The sequence below is a fragment of the Staphylococcus nepalensis genome (assembly GCF_002442935.1).
In the GTDB taxonomy this organism is placed as follows: Bacteria; Bacillota; Bacilli; order Staphylococcales; family Staphylococcaceae; genus Staphylococcus; species Staphylococcus nepalensis.
Window position 1 is genome coordinate 1224595 of the sequence record NZ_CP017466.1, and the last position, 16599, is coordinate 1241193.

At 32.1% G+C, this 16599-nt stretch carries 18 protein-coding genes, 8 tRNA genes and 1 pseudogene; 19 read left to right on the forward strand and 8 right to left on the reverse strand.

Going from position 1 to position 16599, the window contains the following annotated elements; translation table 11 throughout:
- Positions 1-264: 264 nt before the first annotated feature.
- Positions 265-639, reverse strand: coding sequence for a YtxH domain-containing protein (locus tag BJG89_RS05760; protein ID WP_096809022.1), 375 nt, complete (start codon positions 637-639; stop codon positions 265-267).
- A 77-nt stretch (positions 640-716) separates the two neighbouring features.
- Positions 717-1142: an HIT family protein gene (locus BJG89_RS05765; protein WP_096809024.1), complete on the reverse strand. Its 426-nt coding sequence runs from the start codon at positions 1140-1142 to the stop codon at positions 717-719.
- A gap of 127 nt (positions 1143-1269) precedes the next feature.
- Between BJG89_RS05765 and ecsA the strand changes: the two genes are divergently transcribed.
- Together ecsA and ecsB are read left to right on the forward strand one after the other, a co-directional pair.
- The gene (ecsA, locus tag BJG89_RS05770; RefSeq protein ID WP_096809026.1) at positions 1270-2007 is read left to right on the forward strand and encodes an ABC transporter ATP-binding protein EcsA; all 738 of its coding nucleotides are present in this window, start codon (positions 1270-1272) and stop codon (positions 2005-2007) included.
- Positions 2004-3227, forward strand: coding sequence for an ABC transporter permease EcsB (gene ecsB, locus BJG89_RS05775; RefSeq protein ID WP_096809028.1), 1224 nt, complete (start codon positions 2004-2006; stop codon positions 3225-3227). The genes ecsA and ecsB overlap by 4 nt, the downstream gene beginning before the upstream one ends.
- A 59-nt stretch (positions 3228-3286) precedes the next feature.
- On the opposite strand, the gene BJG89_RS05780 is transcribed toward ecsB, so the two are convergent.
- A complete protein-coding gene (locus BJG89_RS05780) occupies positions 3287-3790 on the reverse strand; it encodes a signal transduction protein TRAP (RefSeq protein WP_096809030.1) in 504 nt (167 codons plus the stop codon).
- A 260-nt stretch (positions 3791-4050) separates the two neighbouring features.
- On the opposite strand from BJG89_RS05780, the gene hemE reads away from it, so the two are divergent.
- The 13 genes from hemE to BJG89_RS05845 all read left to right on the forward strand — a co-directional run bounded on the left by hemE (position 4051) and on the right by BJG89_RS05845 (position 10103).
- Complete coding sequence (gene hemE, locus BJG89_RS05785; protein ID WP_096809032.1) at positions 4051-5085, forward strand: uroporphyrinogen decarboxylase; 1035 nt, start codon at positions 4051-4053, stop codon at positions 5083-5085.
- Positions 5086-5170: 85 nt separating this feature from the next.
- A complete protein-coding gene (hemH, locus tag BJG89_RS05790; protein ID WP_096809034.1) occupies positions 5171-6094 on the forward strand; it encodes a ferrochelatase in 924 nt (307 codons plus the stop codon).
- A gap of 17 nt (positions 6095-6111) precedes the next feature.
- On the forward strand, positions 6112-7506 hold the full coding sequence (hemY, locus tag BJG89_RS05795; protein WP_096809037.1) for a protoporphyrinogen oxidase: 1395 nt from the start codon (positions 6112-6114) through the stop codon (positions 7504-7506).
- A 182-nt stretch (positions 7507-7688) separates the two neighbouring features.
- Positions 7689-8246 carry an alpha/beta hydrolase gene (locus tag BJG89_RS05800; protein WP_096809039.1) on the forward strand — a complete coding sequence of 186 codons (558 nt, stop codon included), beginning with the start codon at positions 7689-7691 and terminating at the stop codon, positions 8244-8246.
- A 468-nt stretch (positions 8247-8714) separates the two neighbouring features.
- Positions 8715-8788: transfer RNA gene (locus tag BJG89_RS05805), tRNA-Met, on the forward strand.
- 11 nt (positions 8789-8799) lie between these two features.
- A tRNA-Asp gene (locus BJG89_RS05810) sits at positions 8800-8875 on the forward strand.
- A gap of 14 nt (positions 8876-8889) precedes the next feature.
- A tRNA-Phe gene (locus BJG89_RS05815) sits at positions 8890-8962 on the forward strand.
- Between the two features lie 13 nt (positions 8963-8975).
- Positions 8976-9051: transfer RNA gene (locus BJG89_RS05820), tRNA-His, on the forward strand.
- A 13-nt stretch (positions 9052-9064) separates the two neighbouring features.
- Positions 9065-9138: transfer RNA gene (locus BJG89_RS05825), tRNA-Gly, on the forward strand.
- A gap of 10 nt (positions 9139-9148) precedes the next feature.
- Positions 9149-9223 (forward strand) — tRNA-Asn (locus BJG89_RS05830).
- Position 9224: 1 nt separating this feature from the next.
- Positions 9225-9296 (forward strand) — tRNA-Glu (locus BJG89_RS05835).
- A gap of 46 nt (positions 9297-9342) precedes the next feature.
- A tRNA-Ser gene (locus tag BJG89_RS05840) sits at positions 9343-9431 on the forward strand.
- A gap of 468 nt (positions 9432-9899) precedes the next feature.
- Positions 9900-10103, forward strand: coding sequence for an MmcQ/YjbR family DNA-binding protein (locus BJG89_RS05845; RefSeq protein WP_232164834.1), 204 nt, complete (start codon positions 9900-9902; stop codon positions 10101-10103).
- 132 nt (positions 10104-10235) lie between these two features.
- On the opposite strand, the gene BJG89_RS14565 is transcribed toward BJG89_RS05845, so the two are convergent.
- Positions 10236-10373: a hypothetical protein gene (locus tag BJG89_RS14565; RefSeq protein WP_198401693.1), complete on the reverse strand. Its 138-nt coding sequence runs from the start codon at positions 10371-10373 to the stop codon at positions 10236-10238.
- A gap of 367 nt (positions 10374-10740) precedes the next feature.
- Complete coding sequence (locus BJG89_RS05850; RefSeq protein WP_096809043.1) at positions 10741-11322, reverse strand: PepSY domain-containing protein; 582 nt, start codon at positions 11320-11322, stop codon at positions 10741-10743.
- 238 nt (positions 11323-11560) lie between these two features.
- Between BJG89_RS05850 and menE the strand changes: the two genes are divergently transcribed.
- Both menE and menC read left to right on the forward strand, forming a co-directional pair.
- Positions 11561-12949 carry an o-succinylbenzoate--CoA ligase gene (gene menE, locus BJG89_RS05855; RefSeq protein WP_096809045.1) on the forward strand — a complete coding sequence of 463 codons (1389 nt, stop codon included), beginning with the start codon at positions 11561-11563 and terminating at the stop codon, positions 12947-12949.
- A 13-nt stretch (positions 12950-12962) separates the two neighbouring features.
- Positions 12963-13967 carry an o-succinylbenzoate synthase gene (gene menC / locus BJG89_RS05860; protein WP_096809047.1) on the forward strand — a complete coding sequence of 335 codons (1005 nt, stop codon included), beginning with the start codon at positions 12963-12965 and terminating at the stop codon, positions 13965-13967.
- Here the strand turns inward: menC and yidD are convergent.
- Positions 13964-14200, reverse strand: coding sequence for a membrane protein insertion efficiency factor YidD (yidD, locus tag BJG89_RS05865; RefSeq protein ID WP_096809049.1), 237 nt, complete (start codon positions 14198-14200; stop codon positions 13964-13966). The two genes, menC and yidD, sit on opposite strands and share 4 nt — an antisense overlap.
- A 62-nt stretch (positions 14201-14262) precedes the next feature.
- Between yidD and ytkD the strand changes: the two genes are divergently transcribed.
- Entirely contained in the window at positions 14263-14745 is a 483-nt protein-coding gene (ytkD, locus tag BJG89_RS05870; protein ID WP_096809051.1) for an RNA deprotection pyrophosphohydrolase, read from the forward strand.
- Positions 14729-15520: an alpha/beta hydrolase family protein gene (locus BJG89_RS05875; protein WP_186330049.1), complete on the forward strand. Its 792-nt coding sequence runs from the start codon at positions 14729-14731 to the stop codon at positions 15518-15520. The genes ytkD and BJG89_RS05875 overlap by 17 nt, the downstream gene beginning before the upstream one ends.
- Here BJG89_RS05875 and BJG89_RS14765 read toward each other — a convergent pair.
- Positions 15462-16310, reverse strand: a pseudogene (locus BJG89_RS14765) (transposase). The gene BJG89_RS05875 and the pseudogene BJG89_RS14765 overlap by 59 nt on opposite strands.
- A gap of 19 nt (positions 16311-16329) precedes the next feature.
- Complete coding sequence (locus tag BJG89_RS14770; protein WP_232514217.1) at positions 16330-16581, reverse strand: hypothetical protein; 252 nt, start codon at positions 16579-16581, stop codon at positions 16330-16332.
- Positions 16582-16599 lie beyond the last annotated feature (18 nt).

The following is a 16599-nucleotide window of genomic DNA, read 5'->3' on the forward strand; positions in this document are numbered from 1 at the left end:
GTCAAGGCTATTTTAAATCTATATTTAAAGGGCTAGTGACATTATAAAAATATCAATTTAGGTTATTAAATACAGAAAGACTTGTGCATATATATCGATTATTTTATATTTAGAAATATAAGTTCTACATTTTTATACATGGGTAGCAAAGTTAAAATTTAGAGTGCTAATTGGCGGTGCTAAGTTGTAAACGAGCCATGTCAACGATTAAATAAAAAAGCTACAAACCGATTGTTTAAATGGGTTGTAGCTCATATATTTAAGTTATGATTTATCTTTTTCAAAACCGTTTGTAATTTCTTCGCCACGGTTTTGTAAATTTTCAATATGAGATTGTAATTTTTCAATATTAGGATTAATATCAGACTTAAAGTCACCAATCATTGTTTTTACTTCATCGCCAATCGTACTGCCAAACTCTGTACTTTCTGATTTGACTTGAGCGATATAATTTACGATATCGTTAACGCTTTGTTTAATTGTATTGATTTCTCTATCGAATTCAGATTCGGCACCTGTAGGTTTTGGTCCTTGAGTTATAGAGTGGTTTGAATTTTTTTTCTCACGATTCATTAATGCAACACCGAGTCCTGTTGCAACACCAGCACCAAGTCCTAATAATAATTGAGCTGTTTTCATAAAAATTCTCCTTATTTCTAAAATTTCTTAGCCATTAATAATTTTATTATACCCTTTATGATTGCAGATAAGCATAATTAATTAAATTGTGCTGCTATTTCTTGAGCGATTTTGGCTTTTTGGTCATCGTCAATATTTTCTTCATGTGTTTCCCATTTATATCCAAAACCATCAATATCATTTTCATATCTTGGTAATAAATGGAAGTGTAAATGGAACACGGATTGATCAGCAAATTCACCATTATTTTGAATGATATTTAAACCGTCCGGATTAAATGCTTTTTTGATAGCATTTGCTACTTTTGGTAAAGCTGTACCGATATGTTGCATTGTTTCACTATCTGTTTCAAAGATATTAGCAGATATTTTTTTAGGAACGAGTAGCGTATGACCTTTTGTTACTTGAGAAAGGTCTAAAAATGCATATACAAACTCATCTTCGTATACTTTATAACTTGGGATTTCACCATCGATAATTTTGCTAAAAATTGTTTCAGACATAAATCTTCACTCCTTGTAAGATCGTTAATAACTATTATAGCATTACTATATTATTTCCGTCATTTTTCACAGTAACTTTATGAACAACGATTGATTTTTGATACAATAATATTTGTGGAGGTGCCTTATGACAGTAAAAGTAGAACATTTGACAGGCGGTTATGGGAAAAGGCCTGTGATTAAAGATATAAATTTTGAATTACGAAAAGGAGAAATTGTAGGACTCATAGGTTTAAATGGTGCTGGAAAAAGCACTACAATTAAACATATGCTAGGTCTGTTAACGCCGATGGAAGGGCAGTTGACCATTTCTGGTATTGATATAAAACAAGATGTAGAATCCTATCGAAGAAAACTTTCGTATATCCCTGAGTCGCCAGTGATTTACGATGAATTAACATTACAAGAACACATTAATATGACAGCAATGGCATACAATATTAATAAAGAAGAAGCTATGAAAAGAGCGCGCCCATTGTTAAAAATATTTAGATTAGAAAATGAATTAGATATATTTCCAAGTCATTTTTCTAAAGGGATGAAACAGAAAGTGATGATTATTTGCGCTTTTATTGTGGACCCAGATTTGTATATTATTGATGAACCATTTTTAGGTTTAGACCCTTTGGGGATCCAATCTATGCTTGATTTAATGGTGGAGAAAAAAGAAGAAGAAAGAACTGTGTTAATGAGTACACATATATTAGCAACTGCAGAAAAATATTGTGACAGATTTTTAATTATGGATAAAGGCCAAATCGTTGCATTTGGGGATATAGACGAATTAAGAGACCAAACTGGTTTAAGTGGGAAAACTTTAGATGAAATATATATACATGTTACTCAAGGCGGCCAGCATTCATGAAACAGGGAGCTAAACAATTATTTAACCTAAGAAAAAAAGAAATTGCAAAAGAAAAAAGCTATTATAATAAGTTTATATTTAACGGTCATTTTTCTGTTTTTCTTGTTATATTATTAGGTGCGTTTATTCTAGGTTATGGCGATTGGTTAAAGTCAATTCCCAAACGTATAAATTATGCTTTGATTGCAAGTATAATTGTAGCCATTACGTCTATATTTCCTATTAGAACCTTATTAAAAGATGCTGATAAACTATTCTTGTTACCATTTGAAAAGCATATGTCTGAATACATGAAAAGCAGTTTAATATATAGCTATTTTTCACGTTTGCCATTACAAGTATTGATAATTATTATATTTTTCCCTTTATTTTATGTACTTAATAATCAAACGTTTGGATTTTATATCACATTTGCAATCCTTGCAATCATTTTTCCATTTTTAGGTTTGTTATTAAAATGGCAGTGGTATAAATTCCGACTTGAACGTTGGTCCTTGTTTACTGTGCTGTTTATTATATTTACATCAGGGTTTTATATTACGCTAGATGCTAAAAATATATCGAGTATACTATCAATCATTATACTCATTGCACTTATATTATTCATAAAATATTTAAATAAAAGTAATTTATTCCCTTGGGAGCGTATGGTGGCCATTGAACAACAACACCATATGAACTATTATAAATTTGTTAATATGTTTACTGATGTGAAGCAAATCGAAGAAAGAGCAGTAAGAAGAAGTTATTTAGACCCATTTTTACGGACACCGAAAAATAATAAGTTTAATGACAATTCTATGTATTTGTATTTATTTACACGGAGCTTTGCGAGAGGAAAAGATGCATTTAACATCATCTTGCGCTTGGTTATTATTGCTTTAATACTAATGATCTGGTTGCACCAAGTGATTGTGGTATTAATCATTGGTAGTTTATTCATGTATATTATTCTATTACAAATGGCTCAATTTTATACACAACAAGCTTATGGTTTATGGCCACAAGTATGGCCAGTTTCAGATAAAATGGTAATTAAAGGGTACGAACAGTTTTTAATGAGATTAATGTGTTTCATTGGCTTCGTATTTATAATCATATTTGCTATTGCTTTTCCACAGTATGGTTATTTTGGAGCAATCTACTTTTTAGTAGGTTGGTTAACGATTAGAAACGTAATTAAAAAATTAAAATATCAAGAAACATTACTAAGAGATTAAAAAAACGCTACTCAGTATTTTAGATTAATTCTAAAAGATGAGTAGCGTTTTTATTTTAATTAATAATCATCAATTGGGAATAAATATCTTTCAAAGTAGCTTGAATGCTGGCCACTTGAACCAAAGAATTGGCTCAATGCGAGCTTATCAAAGTTATTTTGAAACGTAGTGGATGCTTTGAAATCTTCGTAATCAGTACGACTTTCGAAACCAAAATAGATTTTGTAAGTTAAACCTTGGGTAGGTTTTAAAAAACGATAACTTCTATAACCAGCAAATTGATGGAAATCAGTTGTTACAGATTCCAGCTTTTTTTCTAATTGATAAGCATGATCTTCAGATGTAGGTATAAATATGACTGAATAGAAGTAATTTTCATCTAAGTTCCCTTCGGATTTAATGATGTCATATTCTAACGGATGTTTTAAAACAGTTTCACTTTCAGTTTCTTCTATAATAACTGAAGAATCAGAAGCAGAAAATTGTAATAAATTATGATCAGGATTATTAAGTCTAATCTGATTTAAATAACCGAACGTACCATAAGATGCGTAGATTTTCATAAGTTTTCCCCCTTGAATTGTTTAAGAAACTTTAAATAACTATTATAATTTACTATATATACTTCTAATATTTCAAATAAATATAAAATAGACTTTAACAGTATTATAATTGATTTCTGTTAGAAAACAATAGTCAAATAATTAAGTGGGCAAAACAACACAGTTTGTCTTTTTTATGACATTTCAATACATTGAAATACGAGAGATAAGTCGATATGGTAATATTAATAAGAATGATTATAATGTAGGAGGATTACAAGGTGCATAATAAAAATAATACTATCCTAGATATGATTAAGGGAAAGGAAGTTAATCACACGCCAGTGTGGTTTATGCGTCAAGCTGGTAGATCTCAGCCTGAATATAGAAAATTAAAAGAAAAGTATTCTTTATTTGAGATTACCCATCAACCAGAGTTATGTGCGTATGTTACACATTTACCAGTAGATAATTATAATACAGACGCAGCTGTTTTATATAAAGATATCATGACACCACTGCAACCAATAGGTGTAGATGTAGAAATCAAATCGGGGATAGGTCCAGTGATTCATAACACAATTAAAAATGTACAAGACGTTGAAAAATTAGGAACAATAGATCCTAAACGTGATGTGCCCTATGTGTTAGACACAATCAAGTTGTTAACTGAAGAAAAATTGAACGTCCCTCTAATTGGTTTTACAGGAGCACCTTTTACATTAGCGAGCTATATGATTGAAGGAGGACCATCTAAGAATTATAATTTTACAAAGGCGATGATGTATAGTGATGAAGCTACTTGGTTTGCACTAATGGATCATTTGGTTGAAATGTCTATTACTTATACGACTGCACAAATTGAAGCGGGCGCTGAAATTATACAAGTTTTTGATTCTTGGGTTGGCGCATTAAATGTACAAGATTATAGATATTATATAAAACCTGCAATGGAAAAATTAATTAAGGGTATTAAAGCAATATACGATGTACCAGTTATTTTGTTTGGTGTAGGTGCAAGTCACCTAGTTAACGAATGGAATGAGCTACCTATAGATGTACTAGGTTTAGATTGGAGATTATCTATTAAAGAGGCTGAAGATTTAAATATAACTAAAACTTTACAAGGTAATTTAGATCCTTCCTTGCTATTAGCACCTTGGGATGTTATAGAAAAACGATTAAAACCAATATTAGATCAAGGTATGGACCATGGCAAGCATATTTTCAATTTAGGTCATGGTGTTTTCCCACAAGTAAAACCAGAAACACTAAAAAGAATCACTACATTTGTTCATGACTATACACAAAGATAGTAAGACATAAAGAATAGCGAACAAGATTTACAATTAATTATGTCATCTACATCTAAAAATTATTATACAAAAGGATGATTTTAAATTGACAAAAACAGTAGGCCTATTAGTAATGGCTTATGGCACACCATATAAAGAAAGTGACATTGAAGCTTATTATACTGATATTAGACATGGTAAAAAGCCGACAGAAGCGGAATTACAAGATTTAAAAGATAGATATAAATTTATTGGTGGTTTATCACCACTTGCAGGTACTACCAATCGACAAGCTGAAGCTTTATGTGAGACGCTTAATCATAGTTATACTGATGTTGAATTTAAGTTATATATTGGTCTGAAACATATCCATCCATTTATCGAAGACGCTGTTAAAGCTATGAACGAAGATGGTATTGAAGAAGCGGTTACTGTAGTATTAGCCCCACACTATTCAAGTTTCTCAGTCGGATCTTATAACAAGCGTGCTAAAGAAGAAGCTGATCAATATGGCATCGCATTAACACATGTTGAACACTATTATCAACAGCCCAAATTTATCCAATATTGGACAGAAAAAATAAATGAAACATTAGCACAAATACCAGAAAATGAACATGCTGAAACAGTATTAGTTGTTTCAGCGCATAGTTTACCTAAAGGCCTGATTGAGCAAAATAATGACCCTTACCCTAATGAATTACACGATACTGCTGAATTATTAAAAGCTAAATCTAACATCATCCATGTTGCAGAAGGTTGGCAGTCGGAAGGTAACACCGGCACGCCTTGGTTAGGACCTGATGTTCAAGATTTAACACGAGCTTTATATGAAGATTATAATTATAAAAATTTCATTTATACGCCAGTAGGTTTTGTGTGTGAACATTTGGAAGTGCTTTATGATAACGATTATGAATGTAAAATCGTTTGTGATGAATTAGGTGTCAATTACTTCCGTCCAAAAATGCCTAATACAGATCCATTATTTATTGGCGCAATCGTTGATGAAATCAAAAATGTTTATTAAAGGAAGTGTGATTGATATTGACTAAGCGTATCGCAATCGTTGGAGCAGGGATAACAGGATTATCTAGTGCCTATTTTATTAAAAAAGCACGTCCAGATATAGAGGTTACTATATATGAAGCATCTAATAGAGTTGGTGGAAAAATTCAAACATATAGAACAGAAGGCTATACAATTGAATTAGGTCCAGAATCTTATTTGGGTCGTAAACAAATTATGACTGATATTGCTAAAGATATTGGTCTAGAAGAACAACTTGTTACAAATAAAACAGGCCAATCTTATATATATGCTAAAAATAAACTCTATCCCATCCCTGGTGGTTCAATCCTAGGCGTACCAACTGACATTAAACCATTTTTAAAAACAAAATTAATCTCGCCTTTAGGTAAAGTTAGAGCAAGTTTTGATTTATTTAAAAAACCTCTGCAAATAGATGGGGACATTTCAGTCGGCTCATTTTTTAGAGCACGTTTAGGTGATGAAATTTTAGAAAATTTAATAGAACCATTAATGGGTGGCATTTATGGTACCAATATCGATGATTTAAGCTTGATGACTACATTCCCTGAATTTAAAGAAAGAGAAGAACAATTTGGCAGTCTGATAAAGGGAATGAGATATGAAAAAGAACAACGAAAAAAACAACGTCAGTTATATCCAGGCGCACCTAAAGGCCAATTCAAACAATTTCGACATGGTTTAAGTTCATTTATAGAACATTTAAGAGATTATATTATCGAGCAAGGTGTGACGATTAAATATAATACTTCTGTTCAAGATATTGCAATCGAACAAAAGAAATATGTAATAAAAACTGAAAATGAAGCACATAGTTATGATAGTGTTCTTGTTACAACACCACATCAAAAATTCTTGGAATGGTTTGGAAATGACCCTGCGTTTGATTATTTTAAAAAAATGGATTCTACTACGGTGGCTACAGTTGTGTTTGCGTTTGATGAATCGAACATTATTAATAATTATGATGGTACAGGTTTCGTAATCGCACGTACAAGCGATACTAAGATTACCGCATGTACTTGGACAAGTAAGAAATGGCCATTTACTACACCAAAAGGTAAAGTATTGATTAGAGCATATGTAGGTAAGCCTGGTGATACAGTCGTTGATGATCATACAGATGAAGAAATCGTTAATATTGTCAAAAAAGATTTAAGTCAAATGATGACTTTTAAAGGCTCACCCGATTTTAGCATTGTTAATCGCTTGCCAAAAAGCATGCCCCAATTTCATATAGGGCATATTGAACAAATTAAATCAATACAATCACATATTATAAATAATTATCCGAGACTACGTATTACCGGTGCGTCATTTGAAGCCGTTGGTTTACCAGATTGTATTCAACAAGGTAAAGATGCAGTCAAAGAAATATTAAATGAAATTTAATTAAGTATTAAAATAGCCATTTCTACAGATAGGCGAATCTTCTAGTAGAAATGGCCTTTTTCTATAAATATGACAATGCAATCCTGTTTCAATTTATGAGATACTTAATTTTTAACGTTGACATAGTGTTATAGGTTTTAATACTGATATGTCGTAATTTTAGAAAAATGGGGGAGTCATTTATGACAGATATAATTATTGTACATTCAAAATTTGGTGATTCAACTAACCATTGGTATAAATGGTTAGCAAACAATTTAATATTAGAAGGTTATGATGTGACGCTTTTTAATGTACCTCAAGAAAAAAATGGGGATATAAGTAAATGGGTAAGTGAAATGAAAAAACAGATATATATTGATAAAAAGGATACTTATTTTGTGACACATGGGTTTGGAACAATTGCTTCACTCGAATTTATAGAAAGTTTAGAAATTAAAAAAATAGAAGGTTTATTTAGTATTTCTGGGTTTAAAGAAGATGCCCAAGAGATCGATGTCCCATTACAAATGCAGCATGAGACAATTAATTACGATAAAATTAAGGGAAAAGTAAATGCATTCTATGGCTTGTGTGCAAAAGACGATCAGCATGTTTCTTATAAAGAAACCAAACGTTTAATGGATGCATTAGACGGTAAATGTAAGATTACTGATTTTGGAGGTCATTTCCTAGAAGATGATGGTTTCACAACATTTACAATTTTACAAAGTAAAATGATGGGTATTATGAGTAAATAATCAAGCTTATCATATAAGCATTTATATGTTTAAGATAGGGGAGAGCGAGACATCAATAGTGTCTCGCTCTTAGGATTAAAGTTTCATATTAAGATAAAATTAATATATGTTTTTAACTTTTTTCTCAATAATTATGCAATTAAATAAAAGTTAAATGGCTCAATTATTGAGTATAGAAACAGAAGGTAACATCATTTAAAAAAGAAAAATGTATCATTAAGAAACTAAACTTAAAATATTATATTTATATGCCATTTTTACACAAAATACTTTATAGAAAGCATTGACGAAAATACTAAAACTTAATATACTATATAAGTATTCAGAAATGAGCAATGCACAAACGCCCATTATGGCATATAATTTTAAAAATATAATTAAAACAATGTAAATTAATTTTAAAAACATGTTGACTTTGTTAATAGTATTATGTTATATTAAATAGGTAGGCGTCATTAATAATATTAACGCGGGATGGAGCAGTTCGGTAGCTCGTCGGGCTCATAACCCGAAGGTCGGTGGTTCGAATCCGCCTCCCGCAATTACATACTTTGGTCTCGTAGTGTAGCGGTTAACACGCCTGCCTGTCACGCAGGAGATCGCGGGTTCGATTCCCGTCGAGACCGCCATTATTTCGCATTAAGGTTCAGTAGCTCAGTTGGTAGAGCAATGGATTGAAGCTCCATGTGTCGGCAGTTCGACTCTGTCCTGAACCATTTTATTTCTTTGGCGGTTGTGGCGAAGTGGTTAACGCATCGGATTGTGGTTCCGACATTCGTGGGTTCGATTCCCATCAACCGCCCCATAATCGTTAATAAGCGGGTGTAGTTTAATGGCAAAACCTCAGCCTTCCAAGCTGATGTTGTGGGTTCGATTCCCATCACCCGCTCCATTTAAATTGATCCACAGTAGCTCAGTGGTAGAGCTATCGGCTGTTAACCGATCGGTCGTAGGTTCGAGTCCTACCTGTGGAGCCATGGCCCCGTGGTCAAGCGGTTAAGACACCGCCCTTTCACGGCGGTAACACGGGTTCGAGTCCCGTCGGGGTCATACAAACAGAAGTGAAATATCGCTTCTGTTTTTTTAATTTCATATTGGAGAGTTGTCCGAGTTGGCCGAAGGAGCACGCCTGGAAAGTGTGTAGGCGCCACAAGCGTCTCGAGGGTTCGAATCCCTCACTCTCCGTTAATGACATAATTTGAGCTTTCCTGAGACACCGAAATCCTTGATACAATAGGATTTCGGTGTCTTTATTTTGTATCACTTAATATAATAAATACTACGCTCATTTCAAGATCAAAATTTTGAAATGAAATCTCTATATCACATGCGGCGCAAGGCTTTTAGTGCTTTAATTTCTGCTTGTTTTTAACTGTCTTTTAATAAATGACGAGATGTCGATAGGGGAGTAGTTATATCTGCATGCCCTAAACGTTTTGAAATATAATATATTGATATACCTTCATAAATTTACATGAACAGTGTGTATGATGTATGAAGTGCAATAGGGTAATGACCTAGCTTATTATTCAAATAAAAGCACTGTATTACGTTAAAAACTGCATTGTTTGTAATTAAGAATACGGTAGTCCTGTATATATATCCATCTAAATTAAATGGTCTGGTTTAATTATGGATATGAGTGCTGACAAGTTGGCTTTACAATCAACAGAAACAATTGATGTTATCAATTTAAAAGTTAGAAAAGAACTTATTGGCCCTTTAAGAAAAAAAGAAGGAATTTATCCTGCTTACCATATGGATAAATCTAATTGGATAACAATTAACTTAAAAGAGACGAATACGATGAATCAAATTAAAGATTTAATAGCAGAAAGTTATGAATTAACGACATGATTTTTGGTTTTTAGAAAAGTATTTTTATTTAGTATTCTAAACTAATTGAATAAAGAGAGTGTTATGATTTGTTTTTATTTATTAGCGCATGAATCAAATATTATTTTTCGTCAATTTTATTTGCAATCTATTCTAATTTGTCTCTAACTTTTTTAAGGTATGGCTCTCTGAAAATGTGAAATGAAACGGCGTATCTTTATTTGTTTTTGCGAATACTGTTATTAAGCCGTAGTAAAGACCTTTTTCAATTTCATAATTTAAAAATTTCATTTGTACATACCCCTTTATTAATTTTTAGGTGTTGAATAAAGGTTAAGTAATCACTTATTCAACAAACATAGAGTACAGGGTTTGGCCCACATACTATACTGTAATAGAATCAAATATAAACTCATTTCAAAAAGTGATATATTTAATATTCAATTTCTCGTAAAAAATGAAACATCTTAACTTTAAATAAGCATAACATCAAAAACTGCGGTGCACAACTTAAATTAGCGCAAATGGTTTTTAAAAATAAATAATAGGGGTTACTATTTTGAAAATGATATAGAAAAAAACTACTAATATCAAAAAATTAATGATGTTAGCAGTTTTTCCTACTTATTATACAATTTTCAATTTATAAATAGTTGAATTAATCATCTTGTTCATTATTTAACACTTTGCCATTTTTAGCATCTACAGTGATTTCATGTTTCGTATTATCTTTTTGTAGATCCATATCATAGACTAATTTACCTTCATCTTTAGCCAATGACCATTCTTTGATATCGCCGTCAAATTCTTTTTGTCCATTTTTAATGGCTTTTTTATAGTCAATGGCGTCATCATATTTGAAAGATTCGTTTTGATCAATTGAATCTTCATTTTCAGTTTCTTTGTTAATTACTTTCTTATCTTGATCTGCGATGATAACTTCGGATTCTTTACCTTCAGTTTGCTGCTCAATTTTATATGACCAATCACCGTTACTCTTTTCATATGAAATACCTTTTAAGTCTTGTCCATCATAGACTTCTTGGGCTTTCTTAACAGCGTCTTCTGGACTTGTTTTAATTTTATCTAACGCAATGACTTGCTCTGTACTTTCTTTACTTTGCTTATCATTTGAAGTTTCAGATTTTGAGCCGTTATCTTCTGAATTACTTGAGTCATTCCCGCATGAAGCCAGTAAAAGGCCAGATAAAGCCATAGTACCTATCACTTTTAATTTCATAAACCTCACTCCTAATATGTTTTACATTATAGAGTACCCATAGCTATATTAATTTAAACTATAAATAGGGAGTAATATAATTTGTTGCAAGTTGTTGCGAGTCTATATTTAACTTTTATAACTATTAACATTTTTTATGGGTTAAAACAAATTTTGAATCATATAAAGGTTTATGCTTGGTCACTGTTAAATCAGATTAAAAACGTTATAATAGTTAATGAGATGGAGGAATGACAAAGTGGAATTTTGGTTGAAAACACAAGCAAAACAAAATGGAGATAAAGTATTTATAGATGACGGAACAGTTCAAGTTACTTTTGCCTCCATGTATAAATATGCTTCACGATTGGCACAGCAGTTGAAAAAATTAGATAGAAGACGTATAGGTTTATACATTGAAAACAATATTGAATCAATTACATTGATAAATGCAATGTGGTTAGCAGGAATTGAAATTGCAATGTTAAACACACGTTTAACTAAAGATGAGATGCAAAACCAATTGTCGTCTATCGAAGTAGATACGGTCGTTGCTACCAGCCAAATCAATTTAAAAGCTATATCCGTAATTAAAATATCAACATTGCAACAAGGATGCAATGATATGACATATGAAAGCTTATTTGACATGAACCAAATCGCTTCGATTATGTTTACTTCTGGGACTACTGGTCCACAAAAAGCAGTCCCTCAAACATTTGATAACCATTACGCAAGTGCAATAGGCTGCAAAGAGAGTCTTGGTTTTGACCAAGAAACGAAATGGTTATCTGTTTTGCCGATTTATCATATTTCAGGATTAAGTGTTATTTTAAGAGCATTAATTGAAGGATTTACTGTTCGTATAGATACGAAATTTAATGCCCATACAATGTTAAATATTATACAAACAGAACTGCCAACGCATGTTTCATTAGTACCACAGACGCTTAAATGGTTGATGGATGAAGGGTTAAACCAACCTTACCATATTGAAAAAATATTGCTAGGCGGGGCAAAACTATCAAGTTCATTAATTGAAACAGCATTAGCTTCAAAACTACCTATTTATAATTCTTTTGGTATGACTGAAACATGTTCTCAATTTTTAACAGCATCACCTGAAATGTTATCCAAACGCTATGATACTGTAGGGAAGCCAAGTGCGAATGTAGCTGTCAAAATAAAAGACCCTAACGCTGAACGACATGGAGAATTATTAATTAGAGGCGCTAATGTAATGGATGGTTATTTATACCCTGAAAATTTATTAGACACATTTGAGAATGGTTATTTTAAAACAGGAGACATTGCTGAAATTGATAAAGATGGCTATGTTATGATTTATGATAGACGTAAAGATTTAATCATTAGCGGTGGTGAGAATATATATCCGTATCAATTAGAATCTGTGGCCAAAGATCATGAAGCAATTTTAGATGCAATGTGTATTGGTGTTGAAGATAATACATGGGGAGAAGTCCCTTATTTATACTATGTTTCTAACACTTCATTATCGTATGAAACGTTAATGAATCATTTCAAAGCACATGTAGCTAAATATAAGATTCCTAAATACTTTGAACAAGTAACTGAATTACCATATACTTCTACAGGGAAACTTCAAAGAAAACATATAGAAAAATAGGTGTGAATAATATATGAAAATATGCGAAATGAACCTTTATATTTGTAATAATCATTTCAAGCATTTAATTGTTACACCAAAGGTAAAATTGGAAAAACGTAAAGCGCTTATTATTGAATTTATAACAGATAGACAGGTGCGTTATTTTGGAGAATGCAATGCTTTTGAAACGGATTGGTATGATGATGAAACGATTGAAATTGCGCGTGAACAAGCAATTAAATGGTTTGAGTCTTTTAAAAATTATGAGTTCTATCATTTCGAAGAGATACAACATGCATTACAAAACCTAGAACAATTTCCAGCGACACGTAGTATGATTGTTATGGCATGTTACCAAGCATTTTATAAATTAGAAGCGTTTCACGTTTCTTATGGTGCAACTGTGAGTGGTGTAACTGATGAAAATGTTAGGAATTTAATTAACACGAAACCACAGCGAGTTAAAGTAAAATGGTCTGAAACTATTTTAAAAGATGTGAAACAGTTGCAACAGTTACCCTTTAAAACTGAAATTGTGGTAGATGCAAATGAATCAATTCAAGAGGATGAAGCTAAGAAATTAAAACTGCTTTCGGAAAATGACATCCTTTATATTGAAGAACCATTTAAAAATATTGAAAAAATAAAAAATTTTAAGTATGACGAAATACCGCCAATCGCTATTGATGAAAAAGCAACCTCTTTAGAAAAGATTTTGAACTATGTTAAAAATAATGACGTGGACGTTGTGGTATTAAAGCCATTTAGACTTGGTGGTATTGATAAAGTAATTCAAATTATTGATATATTAAGCGATAGAAATGTGAAATTTGTTATTGGTGGTATGTATGAGTATGGACTGAGTCGTTATTTTACTGCGTTGTTAGCTCAATATGCAACGTACCCGAGCGATATTACACCTCAAGGTTTTTATTTTGAAAATGATATTGTAGCGTGTTCAGGCATATTAAAAAGAGGTTCAATTTATTTTGAACCTCCTCATGTTAATAAGCTTGAATTAGATCAAATTGATTAATGTTTATGGGTTTTATCTTTTTTTAAAGGTACTGGATCAAACCCACCTTTATGGAGTGGATGGCATTTGGAAATACGTTTTATACCAAGCCAAGTGCCTTTAATTGGTCCATATACTTGTATTGCTTCTCTAGTATACTCTGAACACGTAGGATAGAAGCGACATGTAGCCGGAGTCATAGGTGAAATCAAGTGTTGATATATATGGATGAGTCCTAGAAACAGTTTTTTCATAAAATCTTTGCCTCCAACAATTTACATAGCATGGATAGTTTAACATATTTAAAGGGAGGTTGATGTGCGTGAAGTTTAAAGATAGAGAAAATGACGACGTTTTTTTATCATTTAAAGATGATAATGCTGTCCCAAACGGTGATCACGTTCTGGTCATCCCGGTTTATCACAATCAATTGCTTTTTACCAAACATAAAATAAGAGGGGTTGAATTTCCTGGAGGCAAAAGAGAAAAAGGGGAATCTAGCGAAGCAGCTTGTGAAAGAGAACTGTTTGAAGAGACAGGAGCGCTTATAAAAACTAAAGAGAAACATTATATTGCTCAATATCGTGTTGCAAGACAAAATGGTAAACCATTTACTAAAGATGTATTCATGGTTGACGTAGACAAATTACCGATACAAGAAGATTATTTAGAAACTGAAGGTCCACGCCTTTTTGATAGACTTTCAGATATTCCTGAACTAGACAAAAGTTATTTATTGAAAGATGCTGCTATCTTACAATGTTTAGAGAGAGTGATTGAACTTGGATTTTATCAATAAAAAAAGAATGCCAGTAGAGGTTCCTGAACATGTATTTGAAGAAGTTACTTACAAAGTAGATGGGATAAATGTAAGAGGCTTATTGATGACACCTCAAAAAAGTGTTGAAAGAATCGTTATTTATTTGCGTGGTGGCAAAGGCCAAGTTGGGAAAGTGAGAGCAGCTCGTTTAATGCAGTTTTCAGACCCAAACACGCTTGTATTCGGACCTTATTACAGAGGTAATAATGGAAGTGAAGGTAAAGATGAATTTTATGGGAGAGACCTAAATGACGTGGCAGTTGCAATTCGTATATTAAATATGATGTATCCTAAGGCGTATATTCATATGGTCGGTTTTTCTAGAGGGGGATTACAAGGATTGCTCACATACCAAGATTTACCTGTGTCGAGTTATATTATTTGGGGCGGCGTTTCCGATATTAAGCTAATGTATGAAGAACGTGTCGATTTACGAGGGATGTTAAAAAGAATGATAGGTCACCCTAGAAAAAATGAAATGGCATACAAAGAAAGAGATGCGGTTGTAACTATTCATGCGGATAGTCCGCCTATACTGATTGTGCATGGTGGAAAAGATGTTCAAGTTGGTATCCATCAAGCTTATTATTTAGAAAAACAATTAAAGCGTATTGGTACTTTTTTTAAGACATTTTATCAAATGGATGAGGGACACGTACCTAGACCATACGCAATGAAAGAAGCATTATCCACGGTTAAGCAATGGATGACTGATATTGAACGGCAAAACTTAAAAGCAGAATATAATAAATAAAAAGAGGCCGGGACATAAAGTTCTTGGACAAGTGAGAAAAGGCCATTTCTATTGAAATAATATAGAAATGGCCTTTTTCATTATTGTTTTGATTATAGTTAGCTCGTTGAGCTACTACTTTTCTTATATTAAGTGCCATTAATACAAAGCCCAGTTCGCTTTTGACTTTATTTGTGCCTCTAACCGACATTCGAGTGAAACCCAAAATAGCCTTCATAAACCCAAAAACAGGTTCTACATTCCATTTTTCTTTGATTGTAGATTTCTTTTGTTTCTGGTTTCGAAAGCTTTTGATTGATCTGGGCTTTGAAATATTCCCAGTTATAATTTCTCATTATTTTTTATTCGATTGTGAATTTGATTTCATACAATCGTTCTTCAGTGGACATTCTGAACAATCATCGCATTCATATAATTTAAAATCTCTCCTAAACCCATATTTATCATGGCGATAGGCATATCTTTTAAAACCAAGTCTTTTATGATTCGGGCAAATAAATTCATCATTGATTTCATCATATTCCCAATTGTGAGTATTAAAAATGTCACTTTTATATTTGTTAGTTTTATCTTTAATAAACATGCCATAAGTTATGAGCGGTGTTCGATTAAATTCATCTATAATTGCCATATAATTAGGTTCACTACCATAACCAGCATCAGCTACAATATATTCAGGTAAATGACCGTAGGTCTCTTTAATTAAAGTTAAAAAAGGAATCATTGTGCTTGTGTCTGTCGGATTTTGATACACATCATATGATAAAACAAATTGAGAATTTGTCGCTATTTGTAAATGATATCCTGGCTTAAGTTGTCCATTTTTTCATATGGTTTTCTTTCATTCTCATGAAAGTCGCATCATGGTCTGTCTTAGAATAACTATTTCTATCTTGGAGTATGGCTTTTTGTGTTTTATATTTATACTTTCGTTCTGAATAAGCAGCGAATTTCTTTTTATATCTTTTGATTTCAGTTCGCTTTTGACGTGTTTGCTTTCTTAACCGAGTAGATTTTTCATGTTCAATGTAATGATTTAAATCTTCGATTTCTTTATCCAAATGAGTACCAATTAAATC